This window comes from Sphingomonas sp. 28-62-11 (assembly GCF_002278865.1).
In the GTDB taxonomy this organism is placed as follows: Bacteria; Pseudomonadota; Alphaproteobacteria; order Sphingomonadales; family Sphingomonadaceae; genus Sphingomonas.
The window spans coordinates 14,992-31,667 of record NZ_NCGB01000006.1 but is presented as its reverse complement, the minus strand read 5'-3'; the positions used below and the strand labels follow the sequence as shown (position 1 = coordinate 31,667).

Here is a 16,676-nt window from a genome sequence, read left to right as displayed (position 1 = left end):
AAATGATCGTCGCAAGATCAACCGATCTGCCCGAAGCACCAGCGCAGGATCGATTTCTGCGCGTGCAGCCGGTTTTCGGCCTCTGCCCAGATCAGCGATTGCGGGCCGTCGATCACGTCTGCCGTCACTTCCTCGCCGCGATGTGCCGGCAGGCAGTGCAGGAACACCGCATCGGGCCGCGCGGATGCCATCAGCGCGGGCGTCACCTGATAGGGCATCATCGCATCGAGCTTGGTGTCGGCATGCGCCTGCCCCATCGAAATCCATGTGTCGGTGACGATCACGTCGGCCCCCTCGACCGCTTCGTGCGGCGAGGCGACGCAGCGCGCGCGCCCCTTGCCGAGCGCCAGATCCTCGTCGCTCGGCTGGAACCCTTGCGGGCACGCGGCGACGACATCGAAATGCATCAGTCCGGCGGCCTCGGCGATTGACGCGAGCACATTATTGCCATCGCCCAACCACGCAACCTTCAGCCCCGGCAGCGCACGCCCGCTATCGATGATCGTCAGCAGATCGGCTATGATCTGGCAGGGGTGCGATGCATCGGTGAGCCCGTTGATAACCGGCATGCTGGCGTACTGCGCCATCTCGACCACCTTGGCATGATCATCCGTGCGGATCATGATCGCATCGACATAGCCAGACAGGACGCGGGCGGTATCGGCGATGCTCTCCCCCCGGCCAAGCTGCATTGATCCGGCGTCCATGACGATGCTGGTGCCGCCCAGCTGGCGGATCGCCATGTCGAACGACACCCGGGTGCGGGTGGAGTTCTTCTCGAAGATCATCGCCAGGACGCGCCCGGCAAGCGGTGCATCGGCATCCACCTTGCCCTTTGGCCACCCCGCCCGCGCATTTTTGCGATCGAGCGCGTCGGCCAGCATCGCGGCGATCGCGTCGGCCCCGGCGTCCGAGAGATTGAGGAAGTGGCGGGTCACGCCGCCACGGCCGGGGCATAGGCCCGCGCGGCATCGCTCATCTTCTGGACGAACTCGTCGATGTGATGCTGCTCGATGATCAGCGGCGGCAGGATGCGGACGACATTTTCGCCCGCTGCGACTGTCAAAAGCCCGTGATGATCGCGCAGATAGCCAACGAAATCGCGCGCAACGGCGCTGTCCTTCAGTTTCAGCCCGGCCATCAGCCCGCGCCCGCGAACGCTGTCAAAAATATGGTCGTGATTGGGGATCATCTGCTCAAGCGCCTGACGGAGTCGTTCGCCCATCGCGGTAACATGATCGAGGAAACCGGGTTCGAGCATCACGTCGAGGATCGCCTCGCCCGCCGCCATGCCGAGCGGATTGCCGCCATAGGTTGAGCCATGGGTGCCGAACACCATGCCCTTGGCGGCTTCCTCGGTCGCAAGACAGGCGCCGAGCGGGAAACCGCCGCCAATGCCCTTGGCCGATGCCAGGATATCAGGGGTGATGCCGTAATGCTCATAGGCCCACATCTTGCCGGTGCGACCGTATCCGCACTGCACCTCGTCAAGCACCAGCAGCAGGCCGTGCTCGTCGCACGCCTTGCGCAGGCCCTGGATGAACGCCTCGGTGCCGGCTGACACGCCGCCTTCGCCCTGGATCGTCTCGACCAGGAAACCCGCCGTCTCGTCATCGATCAATGCAAGCGCCGCTTCCAGATCGTTGAAGGGCGCATAGCCGAAGCCGGGCAGCAATGGCTCGAACCCGTCGCGCATCTTGGCCTGATTGGTGGCACTGATCGTGCCCATCGTGCGGCCATGAAAGGCGTTGTTGAAAGTGATCAGCTTGTGCCGCTGCGGGTTGCCATTGGCGTAGTGGTAACGGCGCGCAGTCTTGATCGCGCACTCGACCGCCTCAGCGCCGGAATTGGTGAAAAACACGGTATCGGCAAAGCTGTTATCGACCAGCCGCTGCGCGAACCTCTCCCCCTGCGGCGATCCGTAGAGGTTGGAGACGTGCATCAGCGTTGCTGCCTGATCGGCAATCGCCTTGACCAGCTTGGGATGGCCATGGCCGAGCGCGTTGACGGCGATACCGCTGGCAAAATCGAGATAGCGCTCACCGTGCTCTCCGATCAGGTAGCAACCTTCACCGCGCACCGGACGCACATCGCACCGCGGGTAAACGGGCATGAGCGGGGTAATCGGCATGGCAAGGCTCCCTAACGCAAAAAGGCGACCCAAGCCGGCCGCCTGAAGCGGACTTTTACGGTCTGTCCGGGTGGAGCGCAACATCTGTGGCATCACGGGCATCGACCGCGCGTTTCTCATCGCCGCGCACCGCCAGCAGGTACATCACGGGGGTGATGATCCGGCTGAGGAAGGTCGAGCTGATCAGCCCACCGATGATCACCCACGCCAGCGGCGAATAGAGCGCCGATCCGCCGAGCGCGAGCGGCAGCAGCCCGCCGATCGCAGTCACCGAGGTGAGCAGCACCGGGAGGAAGCGGATCTCGCCCGCTCTCTCGATCGCTTCACGCAGGCCCATCCCGCGTTCGCGCAGCTGCGTCGTGAAATCGACGAGCAGGATCGAGTTCTTGATCTCGATGCCGATCAGCGCGACGAAGCCGATGATCGCCAGAAACGACAGTGAATTGCCTGTTACCAACAGCGCGATCAGCCCGCCGAACGTGCCGAGCGGGACCACGCCCGCGACCACCGCGGTTTCCTTGAATCGGCCGAACTCGAGCACGAGCACGCCGATAATCCCGAAGGTCGCGAGCAGGATGATCGGCCCCAGCCCGGAGAAGTTACGCGCCGCCGCCTCGGCTTCGCCGCCCAGGCTGATGCTGTAGCCCTTGGGCAGATCAATGTTCTTGAGTTGTTTTTGCACCACCGTGGTCAGCTTCGACGTCAGCTCGCCGGGTTGATTATAGGCGGTGATCGTTACCGTGCGTTGCAGCTTGAAGCGGGTGATCTGGGGGGCAACGCTTTTGAGCGTAGGCGTAGCGATCTCGAGCAACGGAATGCTGCCCCCAGCGGTGGTCGGCACATAGACCTGACCGAGTGCCGACACCGGCTGGTTGCCCGGCAGGGGCAAACGGACGGTGACGGGCCAGGTATCGCCCTCCTCATCACGGAGGCGGCTTGCCTGTTCGCCGCTGATCGCGAGGCGCACGGCGCGGCGCGCTTCGCCCGGCGCGACCCCCAGCAGCCCGGCCTTGGCCTCATCCAGCCCCAGATCGATATCGACCCGGTCATACGCGACCGGGCTGTCGATATCGCGCAGCCCTGGCACCTTTTCCATTTCGGCGATCACGCGGTCCGACAACTTCTTCAGCACATCGAGCTCAGGCCCGCGCACGCGCACCGCAATCGGCGCTTCGACCGGCGGGCCATTTTCGAAATTGACGACGGTCACGCGGGCATCAGGAAAAGCCGCCAGCCGCTCCCGCAAGCGCCGCAACATGCCCGGGCTGACGCGCGGATCCCATTCCTTCATCGTGACGAAGATGTCGCCGTAACGGGCGCGCTCTTCACGCGGGAAAATGTTGTAGAAAATCTGCGGATTGCCGCGCCCGGCATTGTCCATCCGGTTCACCACCGCGCCTTCTTTCGCGATGATCGCGGAGACGTCACGCACGGCCTTGTCGGTCTGGGCGATGCTGCTGCCTTCCGGTGTTTCCACGCGCGCCAGAAAATAGGGCGTCTCCGCCGACGGAAACAGGCTGAAGCCGAGCACCGGCACCAGCCCGAACGCGCCGATGCACAGGATCAGCGCGCTCCAGAACCAGATCCGGGGCCGATCGAGCGCGGTATGGAGGATCGGCGAATAAAAAGTATGAATGCCGCCCATGATGGTGCGGAGCAGCGCGTTGCCCTCTGCGCCGTGCGGTTTGAGCATCCGGCTCGCGATGAACGGGATGATCGTCAGCGAAACTACCAGCGAACTCGCCACGGTAAGGATTACCGCCATCGGCAACCCGCGCACGAAGTCGCCGGCGCCTTCAGGCAGGAACGTCAGCGGCAGAAAGGCGAACAAAAGCACGCCGGTTGCGCCCATCACCGCCGCACCAATTTCCCGTGTGCCATTGACGGCGGCGGTGATCGGTGGATCGCCGTCACGAATATGGCGCTCGATATTCTCGGTCACCACGATCGAATCGTCGACCAGCAACCCCAGCGAAATGATAAAGCCCGAGATGCTGATCTGGTTGAGCGAATAGCCAAACAAATAGAGCAGCAGCACGCCCATCGCGAGGCTCAAGGGGATCGAGACCATCACGATCAGCGAGGGTCGGAAGCCGAGCGGGAAGATAGTGATCAGCACCAGCCCCAGCGCAATCGCGAAATCCCGCGCGAGCTGCGCGAGTTTGACCGCGATGTCGCGGCTCTGATCGAACGCGACTTCGAGCTTGATGTCAGGCGGCAAATCGGTGCGGTAAGCGGCAACGGCACTGACCAGCGCATCGCGCAAGGTGCCGGCGTCAACCTCATCCTTTTGGCGCACCGTCACGAACAGCGCACGCTTGCCGTTGAACCGGGCGATGTGCAGCTGCTCGGCCTCTGCCCAGCCGACCGTCGCGACATCGCCGACGCGCACCAGGCGGCCATCGCCTGCGCGCACCGTCACGTTGCGCACTGCGTCGACGCTGCGATAGGCGCCGCCCGCATCGATGTTGAACCGCCGTCCCGATCCGCTGACCGCGCCTGCGGGGAGATCGATCCCGCCCTGGGTGATCGCATTCGCCACCGCTGATGCCGGCAGCCGCGCCTCAGCAAGGCGACCAGCGTCGATCGCGACGCGGACTTCGGGCCGGGCGAGCGCATCGATTGTCGTCGATCGCACACCGGGCACCACGTTCAACCGATCGCGCAGATCATCGGCATATTTGGCCATGCGCAGCCAATTGGCGTTATCGCTGACGAGCGCGAGTTGAAGGACTCCTGCCTCGGTCGTGCGGGGGCGGCGAAAGGCGATGCGCTGAATGCCCTGTGGCAACTGATCGCGCACCGCATTTACTTCGCGGACCACCCGATCGAGCGACTGTTCGGCATCGGTGCCATGTTCGAAATCGACCGTGATCACCGCCGCGCCATCGGTGCTGGTCGAGCGGATCTCGCGGACGTGATCGAGGCCCTGGAGCACGTCCTCAAGCGGCTTGGCGATCGTCTCCTCGACATCGGCGGCATCGGCACCGGGCAGGATCACCGTCACCACCGTCGCCGAAATCGGGAAATGCGGATCGACCGAGCGGGGGATCGACAGAAACGCCGATGCGCCAAGAGTCGCCAGCAGCAGGAATACCAGCAGCGTCACCTGCCAGCGATGGACGGCAAAGGCGGTGAGGTTCATCGCGCTACGCCGATCGGCGCGATCACCTGACCATCTTTCAGCCGGTCGACCCGCGATGTCGCGATCAGCTCGCCTCGGCTCAATCCGCCGGTCACTTCGATGCCACCATCGGTTGCATCGGCGATCGTTATCCGGCGCAACCGAATACGGCGGTTCGCGCGGTCAACGACATAGACGAAACCCTCGCCCGCACGAGCCGCGAAGATCGCCGTTGCCGGCACCGTCAGCGCCGTAACGGTTTTCGTGGAAGCCGTGATGAGCGCCTCCCCGATCTGGCCTGAGCGGAGCCGCGCATCGGCCGGCAGCGCAATCTCGACGGTAAAGGTGCCGGTTGCCCGGTCACCACGCCCGGCAATTTCGATGACTCGCCCGGTGATGGGCTGGTTGCCAAGCGCCGCGAGCGTCACTTGAGCAGGTACCCCCTCGACCAGCCGCGCAGCATCGCGATCCGACAGGGGCACGCGCAGCACATAGCCGCTGGCAGCCTCGCCGATAACGAGCACCGGGGTACCCGCCGCCACGACCTGGCCCGGCTCGGCAAGCCGCGCGAGCACGATGCCGCCGCCTGGCGATACGATCGTCGCATTGGTGGCCTGGAACCGTGCAGCGCTCACGCTCGCATCGGCTGCCTGCAGCGAAGCCTGGGCATTTTCGAGCCGTGGCCGGGTGATCCAGCCCTGCGCCATCAGATTGGAACTGCGACGGAATTCGGCGGCGGCCCGCTCGCGTTCGGCGCGCGCTCTTGCAAGGTCCGCAGCGACCGTCGTTGTGTCGAGCGCGGCGAGCACTTGGCCGGGGCGAACGCTGTCACCTTCGTTGACGTTCAGTCGCGCGATCCGACCGGCGCTGGTAAAGCCAAGCGATGCTTCGCGCCGGAGCGAGACGGTACCGACACCGCGAATCGTGGCGGCCTGTTGTTCAGCGCCGACGCTGGCGATCCGAACGGCGGGGGGCACAGCGGCAGGTTCTTGTTTGGGTTCGGCCTTGGTGCAGCCCGCGAGCAGGGAAAACCCCGCCAACACCCCCATCATGCCACCCCAACGCATCGCCATCTCCCCAGTTGTTCCGGAAGCATAGCGACATAAGTATCGATTTGAAACCTAGTTTTTCTTGGGCGCGATCAAGGCGGAAAACGGCTCAATTCTTCAGTTTCCATCCCGAACGGAGCAGCCGGTAGCAGATGAACCCCATCACGATATCGATCACCAATATCACGATTCCGCCCATCAAAACGTTGGAGTCGGCGTTCAGCAGGAAGCCATAGCGGAACCCGGAGATGATGTAGAAGAAGGGGTTGAAATAGCTGAACGCCTGAAACGCCGGCGCCAGCTTGTCGATCGAGTAGAAGGTGCCCGACAGTAACGTCAGTGGCGCGATCAGGAAGTTCTGGACGGCGGCGGCGTGATCGAACTTTTCCGCCCACATCGACGTCAATATACCGACAAATGCGAGGAATACCGACCCGAGCAGACCAAACCACAGAATCGCAAAAGGGTGTTGCGGGAACAGGCGAACGCCGGGCCAGAACTGCATCGCCAGGAAAACCGCCCCACCAACGCAGAACGCCCGCGTTACCGCACCGCCCACCATTGCCGCGAGCAATTCGCCCGTCGACAGCGGCGGCATCAGATAATCGACGATCGTCCCCTGTATCTTGCCGACCAGCAGCGAAAAGCTCGAATTGGCGAAACTGTTCTGCAACATGCCCATTACGATCAGCCCGGGGGCAAGGAAATCAGCAAAGGGCACATCGACGCCGCCGACATTGACGGGGCGTTTGCCGCCCGTCGCGACGGTGAAAATCACCAGAAACAGCAAGGTCGTGATAGCCGGCGCCCAAACCGTTTGCAGCTGCACCTTGAAGAAGCGCCGCACCTCCTTGATATAGAGCGTTCTCAGACCGCCCCAATTGACGTTCCGAATCGTCGGAACGCCGGGGGCGTTCGCAATCGCCGACGGCATTTCGCCGGAAGGGGGCTGGGTGCTCATGGCATTGGCGCGTAATCGCTGCCGCTGCTGCTCGCAACCCGCCAACTGAACGAAGGACTATGAATGAGCTGGACCGACGAGCGGATCGATACGCTGAAAACTATGTGGGAAAAGGGGCTGACCGCGAGCCAGATCGCTGAATCGCTCGGCGGGGTCAGTCGCAACGCCGTGATCGGCAAGGCGCACCGGCTGGGTCTTCAGGCCCGCCCGTCACCGGTGAAGGCCAATGATCCCGAGACAAAAGCGGCGGTCGTCGCAGCAAAACCGGTAGCGCCAAACCCTGAGGTGATGGCAACGCCCAAAGCGCCCCCGGCACCACGCCCCGCGCCTGTTGCCGCAGCCCCTGTCGAAGAAGTCGTTGAGATCGATCCGGTAATTGATGTTGATGCGGACGTGCACGTCGTTGAAAAGGCCCCGGCTGTCATCATGCGCTCGGTTGGCCCCGGCGGCTTTCTGCGCCAGGCACCGGGTGAACAGCAGGCACCGATTACGCCGGCCCCGCCCCGTCGCCTCGTCCCTGCCCGGCCGTCGGCCGATATGGCAGGTAAGACGACGCTGCTCGATCTGAACGACCGCATATGCAAATGGCCGCTTGGCCATCCCGGTGAGCCCGATTTCCATTTTTGCGGTGAAAAGGTGAACCCAGGTTTCCCTTATTGCATCGCCCATTGCGGCCATGCCTATCAGGCGCAACTGCCCCGTCGCGATCGCCGTCCGCCGCCGCCATTGCCTTTTGGCGGCCCGCGGGTTCGCTGAACCAACACCGAAGTTGATCTGCAAATAGAGCGGGGCGCGTTCATCACGCGCCCCGTTTTTTCATGTCATCACAACGAAAAGGGCGCCGGTGACGAGATGTCACCGACGCCCTTTTTCACGACATCAAGGCGTTAGCCTTGATGGGATCAGAAGCGATACGCCACCGTCGCGCGCAGCGAGCTGTAACGGAACTTTTCGTACGAACGACGGAAGTCCGTGCCGCCGGCGCCGCCGAGCGTGAACGGGCTGGTTGCAGGACCACCCGAGACGCGGACGCGATAATCATCGTCCTGCAGGCGCGTGAAAAGATATTCCAGGCCGATCGAAACATTCTTCGACACCTTCTGCTCAACGCCACCGCCGGCCGAGAAGCCATAGGCGTTGCTGTCGCCGTTGCTGGCAAAGCCGTTGACGGTGTTGGAGGTGCGGAAATAGTTGTTCACGCGCGCATAAGCACCGCCGCCGGTTGCGTAAAACAGCGTGTTGTTCATGGCATAACCACCACGGACGCGCAGGCCAGCGGTGAAATTGATCTCGCGGTTCATCGTATACTGGGCGGGCGTGATGCTGAACGCGGCGACCGAGTCACGGATCTGGCTATCACCAAATTCACCGACGACGCCGATGACGACATGGCCATACTGACGGTCATAACCGATGCGACCCGAATAGCTGACCGAGTCACGATCGTTGCGGCAACCCAGCGGCGTCTGGGTCGCAGCGCGTGCCTGGCCATTGCAGAAACCGGTCGAGAAAGCGTTGACGCCAGTGGTGGTGGTCAGCGTGTCACCGAAGCGACCATCCAGGTTGCGATCGAACGAAATCGATTCACCAACATCGTTCGGCTGAATATCGAAGCCAAGCGTCGCACCGACATACAGGCCGTTGAACGGTGCGTCGTCAGACTGCGCAGCGGCAGGCGCTGCAAAAGCAAGGGCAGCAAGGCCGGTCGAAAGGGCGAGAAGGGTATTAAGGCGCATAATGGGGGCTCCATGCGTTAGGATGACGTGGCTAATGACGAATAAAGCAGCATTTGTATGCATCAGCCGTAACAAATCTGCCCGACTGTTGCAAACAGGTCACACTGTAAATCGGCTCTGGATCGCTTCCACCTGATCGTCTCCGGCGGTATAGCCACGCGATGTCCGATGATCTGTTCGCCAATGCGCCAAAAAATTCCACTGATTACAACGCCTCCTCGATTGAAGTGCTGGAAGGGCTCGAGCCAGTCCGTCGCCGTCCCGGCATGTATGTCGGCGGCACCGATGAGCGAGCGCTTCACCACCTCGCCGCCGAGGTGCTCGACAATGCCATGGACGAAGCGGTCGCGGGGCATGCGACGCGAATCGAAATCAGTCTGGAGCCGGGCAATCGGCTGACGATTATCGACAATGGCCGCGGCATCCCCGTCGACCCACACCCCAAATTTCCGGACAAAAGCGCGCTTGAGGTGATCCTCTCCACGCTCCATTCAGGCGGCAAGTTCGATGGCAAGGCCTATGCAACCAGCGGCGGCCTGCACGGTGTGGGCGTCAGTGTCGTCAACGCGCTGTCGTCGGATACCGTTGTTGAGGTCGCGCGCAATAAGGAACTCTATCGCCAGCGCTTTTCGCGTGGGATCACGATGGGGCCGCTCGAGCATGTCGGATCGGCACCCAATCGGCGCGGCACTTCCGTCAGCTTTGTTCCCGACGAGCAGATTTTTGGCCCCGAACTGCATTTCAAGCCTGCGCGGCTGCACAAGCTGGCACGATCCAAGGCCTATCTGTTTGCGGGCGTAGAAATTCGTTGGAAATGCGCCGCCGAATTGATCACTGATGAGACCCCGGTCGAGGCGGTGTTCCAGTTTCCCGGCGGGCTGGCTGATCACTTGCGCGAACAAATCGCCACCCGTGAATGCGCGACCGCCGATTTCTTCGCGGGCACCCAGAATTTTCCGGGCGAACAGCAAGGCCGCGTCGAATGGGCAGTATCTTGGCCGTTATGGAGCGACGGCAGCTATAGCTGGTATTGCAACACCATCCCCACGCCCGATGGCGGCACGCATGAGGCCGGGTTACGCGCCGCGCTCGTCAAGGGCATTCGCGGATATGGTGAACTGGTCGGCCAGAAAAAGGCCAAGGAGATCACCGCCGAGGATATCATGACCGGCAGCGAGCTGATGCTGAGCGTGTTCATCCGCGAACCGCAATTCCAGAGCCAGACCAAGGACCGCCTCACCTCACCAGATGCCGCGATCCTGGTGGAAAAGGCGGTGCGCGACCATTTCGACCATTTCCTGAGCAATAATACCGAACGCGGCAAGGCGCTGCTTTCCTATGTGATCGAGCGCATGGAAGAACGGCTCGCCCGCAAGGCCGAGCGCGAGGTGAAGCGCAAGACAGCAACGTCGGCCCGAAAGCTCAGACTCCCTGGCAAGTTGACTGACTGCTCATCCGACGATCCCAAAGGCACCGAAATCTTCATCGTTGAGGGCGACAGCGCGGGCGGCTCGGCCAAGCAGGCGCGTGATCGAAAGACCCAGGCGATCCTGCCGATCCGTGGCAAGATATTGAACGTCGCATCCGCCACCGCTGCCAAAATCGGCGCGAATTCGGAGATCGCCGATCTGATCCAGGCGCTAGGCTGCGGCACTCGCAAGGACTGCGTGCCCGATAATCTGCGCTACGAACGCATCGTCATCATGACCGACGCCGATGTCGACGGCGCGCATATCGCGACCCTGCTGATGACGTTCTTTTTTCAGGAGATGCCGGAACTGGTTCGCCGCGGGCATTTGTATCTCGCTCAGCCGCCGCTCTACCGGCTGACGGTGGGTGCCAAGTCACTCTATGCGATGGACGATGCGCACCGCGCCGAAATCGAGGCCGGGCCGTTCAAGGGCAAGAATGTCGATGTTTCGCGCTTCAAGGGCCTCGGCGAGATGAACCCGATGCAGCTGCGCGAAACGACCATGGACCCTAAAACCCGCCAGATGATCCGCATCACCCTGCCCCAGGAGTATGAGGAGCGCGCAGGCGTGAAGGATCTGGTCGACCGGCTGATGGGCAACAACCCCGCCCACCGTTTTGCTTTCATCCAGGAAAACGCAGCTCGGGTCGATGAAGACGCGATCGACGCGTGATCATGATCGCGCACGTTGAACGCCCGGGCGATCGGTATAGGGTGTGATCAACACCGGGGAGGGTTTTTCATGCGTTACATGATGACTTTGATGGCGGCGATTGCCTTTTCATCGCAGGCCATAGCCCAAACATCCGCACCCCCACCGCCCTCGCCTACCGCACCCTCCCCAACCCCGATCGAAGCAGCTCCAGAACTGCGCACGCGCGTCGATGGGCTTACTGATATTCTATCGGGCAAAGGTGATTATGACGCCTATTTCGCCGCCGCTTTTCGTGCGCAGATTCCCAAGGCGACCTTTGATCAAGTCAATGCCCAATTGCTGGCCGCAAACGGGCCTTTGATCGGTATCGAGGGGTTCGAGGCACGGACGGCATGGTCAGGCCTGGTGACGATGCAGTATCGCGATGTGATTGCGACAATCGGCATCACCGTCGATCAAGCCGCACCGCACCAAGTGATCGGCCTTCGCATCCTTGGCAGCACCGTGCGTGAAAGCACGCTCGATGCGGTCGTGACGACCATCAAGAGCCTGCCCGGTCAGACGGGGTTCGTACTTGCCAAACTGGGCGACAAGGCACCGCAGCCGGTTTTCCAGCATAATGGCGATACCCCGTTGGCGATTGGTTCTGCGTTCAAGCTGGTCATCCTGTCCGAACTGATCCGCGCCACCAATGCAGGCGAGCGCAAATGGGATGATGTGATCACGCTCGACGGCAAGGAGCTGCCCGGCGGCGGGTATACCCAAAAACCGGCGGGCACGACGGTGACGCTGCGTGAGCTTGCGACGCAAATGATCTCCATTAGCGACAACAGCGCGACGGACATTCTGCTCACGGCACTCGGTCGCAAAAAGGTCGAGGCGATGATGCCGGTCATCGGGATTAAGAATCCCGCACGCAACCGCCCTTTTCTGGGCACGGCTGAATTTTTCAAGCTGAAGGGCGTCGGCAAAGGCGCGCTCGCCGCACGATATCTGTCGCTGAACGAGGCAGGACGGCGCGCCATGCTCGATAGCGAAATCGCTGCAACGCCATTTTCCGCCATGGACCCGGCCCTGTTCAAGGACGGAAAGCCAATCCTGATCGATCGACTCGAATGGTTCGAAAGCGCAAATGATCTGGTCCGCGTGATGGATTGGGTGCGCCGAAACACCGAAGGCCCCAAGGGGGCCGATGCTCGCACCATCCTGTCAAAGAACAGCGGTATTCCGCCGATGGTTGCGTCGAAATGGCAATTTGTCGGCTACAAAGGCGGCTCCGAACCCGGCGTGATGACGATGGCGCTACTCCTCCAGGCCAGAAATGGTGAGTGGTATGCCGTGGTGGGAAGCTGGAACGATCCGGCTCAGGACGTTGGGCAGGGCCGGTTCGCCGGGTTGATCAGCAAGGCCGCCGAACTGGCCTTGCCAGCGCCATAAAGCTGAAACGGCATCGCCGCACAGCGCGTTCAGCGCCTGTTCGGGCAACACTTCGATACGCGATCGGCAGGGGCGACACCTTTCGCCCACCTGCAATCAGTGATATTTATTTGTGCTAATTCTGAAAGGTAGTTGAATGCTGCAGATCGCCCTTGCCCTGTTGGCGATGTCGCCCGCCCCGCCAGCCGAAGGGCAGGACGCCGCACGGACCAAGGCGACTACTGAAGCCGAAAACGCCGCCCCAATCGTTGTTTTTGGCGAGAGCTTGGCTGATTCCGCACGGCGGTTGCAGGACTGCATCGTCAACAAATGTCCGCCTGACAAGGATATTGCCGCCACGCTCCGCCATGCCGAGAACCAGTTCGTTGCCGGCGATTACCAGAGCGCGCGGCGCACCCTGCTGCAATCGCGTGGGCGCAATCAGCGGTTCAGCAAAACCTTCCCGGTCGAAGTGGCCAATTTGCTGCGGGCAAATTCGCGCATTGCTGCGCATTTGGGGGAAGGGGAAGCCTATCGCATCGGTGCGCTTGATGCGCTGAGCGCGCTGAAGGCGGGCCTGCCGGATGATCACCCTCGCGTGCTTGGCGCGCGGATCGAAGTTGCCGATATGCTGGCCCGGTTCGGGCGGATTGAGGGCGCCGAGCAGGAATATCGCGCCGTCGCACGGCGCGGCAAGGAACTCGGCCTGCCAACGATCGAGGGATATGGGCTGCTGCGTATAGCAGCGATGTATGCCACGTTGGCGGAGACCGATCGCGGTACCTATCGCCTGGCCGCGAAGCGCGCGCTGGAGGCATTGATCAACAACAATGATCCAAAACTCGCCATTTTCGTCAATGCCGGTCGGGTGATCAAGGCGCGGCTGGATTTCAAGAATGGCGATCCCCGCGCCGTCGATACGCTGATCGCGAGCTACCAGGCGCAGTCGCCCGACAAGACACCAACCCTGCTTTATGCCCCACCAATCGAACGTTTTTCGAGCGGCCGGGGTGGTGTCGATACGTCGTTCGGCACCAATTCAGCGCTTAGCAAGCTCGCGGTCCAGAATTTCGAGGGCCAATGGGTCGATATCGGTTTCTGGGTATCGCCCGAAGGCAAGGTAACCGACGCTGGCATCTTGCGGGCCAGCGAGAAATTCAATGGCCGATGGACGCCGCCCATCATCGCCGCGATCAACGGTCGCCGCTATGCGCCGATCGCGCTTGAACAGGGCGATCCGGGCGTCTTCCGCATCGAACGTTACACCTATACCTCGCGGTGGACGACCAACACCGGATCGCGCATCCGCGTGCGCGAACCCGAAGCCCAGATCGAGATGCTTGATCTGTCACCGGATGCCGCGAAGCCGGGCAAGGGGCGTTGAACGGGCGCACGCCGAACCAGACGACGCAATAGAGCACCGATTTGCATCTTTTCGGTCCTTGTCACTGGGTATCAATTCGACACATACTCGAAATCTAATAGACACTTAGCGTCGATAGTAACTAGGATTGAGGCGAAAACGCGGTCACAGCGAGGAGATGGTTCGATGTTGAAGTCTGCACTGCTGCTGATCATGGCATCGCCCTTCCTGAGCAGCGCGCCACCTGTGCAACTCAACACCGATAGCGCCAAGGAACCGCCGATCATCGTTTATGGCGAGAGTCTGAAAGACTCCGATCGCGATCTGCAAGCATGCATCCGGAGCAAATGCCCGACCGACAAGGACATTGCCGCCACACTGCGCCATGCTGAGAACCTGTTCATTGCCGGAGATTATGTCAAAGCCCGGCGCACCCTGCTGGCGTCACGCCGGCGCAATCAGCGGTTCAGCAGGGAATATCCGATCCAGGTCGCCAATTTGCTGCGCGCCAATGCCCGGGTGGCTGAGCATCTGGGCGAGGGCGAAGCTGCACGGCTTGGAACGCTGGATGTTCTCAGCGCCCTGAAATCAGGCTTGCCTGATGATCATCCCCGGGTGCTGGGCGCGCGGGTGGAACTCGCAGATTCGCTCGCCCGCAACGGCCGCATCGAGGCGGCTGACATGGAATATCGTGCTGTTGCCCGGCGCGGCAAGGAGCTCGGCCTTGCGACGATCGAAGGCTATGGACTGTTGCGGTTGGCAGCGATGTATACGGCACTCGCCGAAGGCGATCCCGGCACATACCGGCTCGCGGCAAAGCGCGCCGTCGAAACGCTTATCACCAATGGCAATCCCGGCCTGACGGTGTTCGCCAATGCTGGCCGTGTGATCAAGGCGCGAAGCGATTTCCGGAGTGGCGACCGCAATGCCGTCGACGCATTGATCTCCAGCTTCCAGCTACAGTCCGCACAAGCGACACCGACATTGTTGTTTACCCCCAATATCGCAACCAACCCCAGCGTTCGCGATGGGGTTAATCTGGGGGTAAGCGGGGTCGAAAATCCCCTATTCGGCACCAACAGTGCCGTTCAGCAATTGGCCGTCAATAACTTTGATGATCAGTGGGTCGATATCGGCTTTTGGGTAGGCGCGGACGGCAAGGTCCACGATGCCGCCATCATGCGCGAAAGCGAGCGGTTGTCGAAGCACTGGATCAGCCCCGTTCTGGCTTCGATAAATGGGCGCCGATACGCGCCCATCTCGCTGCAGGAAAATGACCCCGGTATCTTCCGGATCGAACGCTATACTTACACGTCGCAGTGGACCACGCGAACAGGATCGAACATTCGCGTGCGCGGCAACCAACCAAGGATCGAGATGCTCGATCTCTCTCCTGTTGCGGGCAAGCCCGCTACCGAAAACGGACCAGTCCCCGCCCGCGAACAACGACCTGCCTGAAGAGAAAAGGTTACGCTGCCCCGCCCTAAAGACGACAAGGAGATGGTGAAATGCTGAAGTCTGCAATTCTGCTCATCATGGCGTCCCCTCTCCTTAGCAGCGCGCTGCCAGGGCAGACTAACACCGATGGCGGCAAGGAAGCTCCGATCATCGTTTATGGCGAAAGCCTTGCCGACTCAGCTCGGCGGTTGAACGGCTGCATCGAGCGCCAATGCGCTCCTGACCAGGACATCGCCGCGACGCTACGCCACGCAGAAAATCAGTTCGTGGCCGGCGATTATCTCAATGCGCGCCGCACACTCCTCGCATCCCGCTCGCGCAACAAAAAGTTCAGCAAGACCTACCCTGTCGAAGTTGCGAATCTCCTGCGCGCCAATTCGCGCGTTGCCGCCCATCTTGGCGAAGGCGAGGCACAGTTCTTGGGCGCGGTTGATACTGTAAGCGCGCTGAAGGCCGGGCTGCCAGACGATCATCCCCGCGTTCTCGGCGCGCGCGTTGAACTAGGCGATGCCTATGCCCGGTTCAACAGATTTACCGCAGCCGAAAGCACCTATCGTGACGTCGCCCGCCGCGCGCGGGAACTGGGGCTGTCCAAGATCGAAGGACATGCGCTGCTTCGTATTGCCGCCATGTATACCTTGCTCGCTGAGGAGGACCCTGCTTCCTATCGCTACTCGGCCAAGCGCGCACTCGATACGTTGGTCAGCAGTGACAACCCGAATTTAGCGCTGTTTGCAGATGCCGCCCGCGTGCTGAAGGCCCGTATCGCCTTTCGCAATGGAGACAGCAGCGTTGTTGACGCGCTGATCGCCCGGTATCAAGCGCAGGCACCTGAATTAACGCCAACATTGCTCTATGCGCCCCGTCTCGACAGCTTCCAAAGCGCCAGAACGAATAACCTGAACATCGATTTTGGATTCAGCTCGGCCCTTGGTCGGCTGGCAACGCGGAATTTCGACGATCAATGGATTGATGTCGGGTTCTGGGTTGCGCCGGATGGGCGCGTAACCGACGCGGCCATTCTGCGTCAGAGCGGGAGATATTCGAACAGAAACCCTTGGGCAGCGCCGATTCTGGCATCGATCGAAGGGCGCCGTTATGCGCGGATCGCCCTCGACCCAAGCGATCCTGGCATCTTCAGGATCGAACGCTACACCTTTACTTCCCGCTGGACGGGCATCACCGGAACACGCATTCGCCAACGCAGCGTTCAGCCACAAATCGAGTTTCTCGATCTGTCACCCATCTCAGGCAAGACTGTCACCGAAAACGGACCAGTCCCCGCCCGCGAACAACGACCTGCCTGAAAAGA

Annotated in this window: 12 protein-coding genes; 6 read left to right on the top strand and 6 right to left on the bottom strand. The window is 61.6% G+C overall.

The window, feature by feature from the left end:
• Window positions 1–17 precede the first annotated feature (17 nt).
• The 5 genes from argF to B7Y49_RS02875 all read right to left on the bottom strand — a co-directional run bounded on the left by argF (window position 18) and on the right by B7Y49_RS02875 (window position 7,265).
• Window positions 18–938: an ornithine carbamoyltransferase gene (gene argF / locus B7Y49_RS02895; RefSeq protein WP_374126065.1), complete on the bottom strand. Its 921-nt coding sequence runs from the start codon at window positions 936–938 to the stop codon at window positions 18–20.
• On the bottom strand, window positions 935–2,131 hold the full coding sequence (locus B7Y49_RS02890; protein WP_374126064.1) for an aspartate aminotransferase family protein: 1,197 nt from the start codon (window positions 2,129–2,131) through the stop codon (window positions 935–937). Before B7Y49_RS02890 ends, argF begins: the two co-directional genes overlap by 4 nt.
• A 55-nt stretch (window positions 2,132–2,186) precedes the next feature.
• Complete coding sequence (locus tag B7Y49_RS02885; RefSeq protein ID WP_374126063.1) at window positions 2,187–5,276, bottom strand: efflux RND transporter permease subunit; 3,090 nt, start codon at window positions 5,274–5,276, stop codon at window positions 2,187–2,189.
• A complete protein-coding gene (locus B7Y49_RS02880; protein ID WP_374126062.1) occupies window positions 5,273–6,328 on the bottom strand; it encodes an efflux RND transporter periplasmic adaptor subunit in 1,056 nt (351 codons plus the stop codon). Before B7Y49_RS02880 ends, B7Y49_RS02885 begins: the two co-directional genes overlap by 4 nt.
• Before the next feature lie 85 nt (window positions 6,329–6,413).
• Window positions 6,414–7,265, bottom strand: a complete 852-nt coding sequence (locus tag B7Y49_RS02875) for an ABC transporter permease (RefSeq protein ID WP_374126061.1) — start codon at window positions 7,263–7,265, stop codon at window positions 6,414–6,416.
• Between the two features lie 63 nt (window positions 7,266–7,328).
• Here B7Y49_RS02875 and B7Y49_RS02870 point away from each other — a divergent pair, with 63 nt between their 5' ends.
• A complete protein-coding gene (locus B7Y49_RS02870; protein WP_374126060.1) occupies window positions 7,329–8,021 on the top strand; it encodes a GcrA family cell cycle regulator in 693 nt (230 codons plus the stop codon).
• A 146-nt stretch (window positions 8,022–8,167) separates the two neighbouring features.
• Here the strand turns inward: B7Y49_RS02870 and B7Y49_RS02865 are convergent, their stop codons facing one another.
• On the bottom strand, window positions 8,168–9,001 hold the full coding sequence (locus tag B7Y49_RS02865) for an outer membrane protein (protein WP_374126059.1): 834 nt from the start codon (window positions 8,999–9,001) through the stop codon (window positions 8,168–8,170).
• 161 nt (window positions 9,002–9,162) lie between these two features.
• Here B7Y49_RS02865 and parE point away from each other — a divergent pair, with 161 nt between their 5' ends.
• From parE to B7Y49_RS02840, 5 genes are all read left to right on the top strand, one after another.
• Window positions 9,163–11,145 carry a DNA topoisomerase IV subunit B gene (parE, locus tag B7Y49_RS02860; RefSeq protein ID WP_374126058.1) on the top strand — a complete coding sequence of 661 codons (1,983 nt, stop codon included), beginning with the start codon at window positions 9,163–9,165 and terminating at the stop codon, window positions 11,143–11,145.
• Between the two features lie 69 nt (window positions 11,146–11,214).
• Entirely contained in the window at window positions 11,215–12,564 is a 1,350-nt protein-coding gene (locus B7Y49_RS02855; protein ID WP_374126057.1) for a serine hydrolase, read from the top strand.
• A gap of 136 nt (window positions 12,565–12,700) precedes the next feature.
• The gene (locus B7Y49_RS02850) at window positions 12,701–13,927 is read left to right on the top strand and encodes a hypothetical protein (RefSeq protein ID WP_374126056.1); all 1,227 of its coding nucleotides are present in this window, start codon (window positions 12,701–12,703) and stop codon (window positions 13,925–13,927) included.
• A 165-nt stretch (window positions 13,928–14,092) separates the two neighbouring features.
• A complete protein-coding gene (locus tag B7Y49_RS02845; protein WP_374126055.1) occupies window positions 14,093–15,364 on the top strand; it encodes a hypothetical protein in 1,272 nt (423 codons plus the stop codon).
• A gap of 50 nt (window positions 15,365–15,414) precedes the next feature.
• Window positions 15,415–16,671, top strand: coding sequence for a hypothetical protein (locus tag B7Y49_RS02840; RefSeq protein ID WP_374126054.1), 1,257 nt, complete (start codon window positions 15,415–15,417; stop codon window positions 16,669–16,671).
• The last annotated feature ends 5 nt before the right edge of the window (window positions 16,672–16,676 follow it).

Coding starts and splice junctions, on each gene's coding strand:
- B7Y49_RS02890 (WP_374126064.1), bottom strand. CDS start 2,131: ATGCCGATTACCCCGCTCATGCCCGTTTACCCGCGGTGCGATGTGCGT.
- B7Y49_RS02885 (WP_374126063.1), bottom strand. CDS start 5,276: ATGAACCTCACCGCCTTTGCCGTCCATCGCTGGCAGGTGACGCTGCTG.
- B7Y49_RS02880 (WP_374126062.1), bottom strand. CDS start 6,328: ATGGCGATGCGTTGGGGTGGCATGATGGGGGTGTTGGCGGGGTTTTCC.
- B7Y49_RS02875 (WP_374126061.1), bottom strand. CDS start 7,265: ATGAGCACCCAGCCCCCTTCCGGCGAAATGCCGTCGGCGATTGCGAAC.
- B7Y49_RS02870 (WP_374126060.1), top strand. CDS start 7,329: ATGAGCTGGACCGACGAGCGGATCGATACGCTGAAAACTATGTGGGAA.
- B7Y49_RS02865 (WP_374126059.1), bottom strand. CDS start 9,001: ATGCGCCTTAATACCCTTCTCGCCCTTTCGACCGGCCTTGCTGCCCTT.
- parE (WP_374126058.1), top strand. CDS start 9,163: ATGTCCGATGATCTGTTCGCCAATGCGCCAAAAAATTCCACTGATTAC.
- B7Y49_RS02855 (WP_374126057.1), top strand. CDS start 11,215: ATGCGTTACATGATGACTTTGATGGCGGCGATTGCCTTTTCATCGCAG.
- B7Y49_RS02850 (WP_374126056.1), top strand. CDS start 12,701: ATGCTGCAGATCGCCCTTGCCCTGTTGGCGATGTCGCCCGCCCCGCCA.
- B7Y49_RS02845 (WP_374126055.1), top strand. CDS start 14,093: ATGTTGAAGTCTGCACTGCTGCTGATCATGGCATCGCCCTTCCTGAGC.
- B7Y49_RS02840 (WP_374126054.1), top strand. CDS start 15,415: ATGCTGAAGTCTGCAATTCTGCTCATCATGGCGTCCCCTCTCCTTAGC.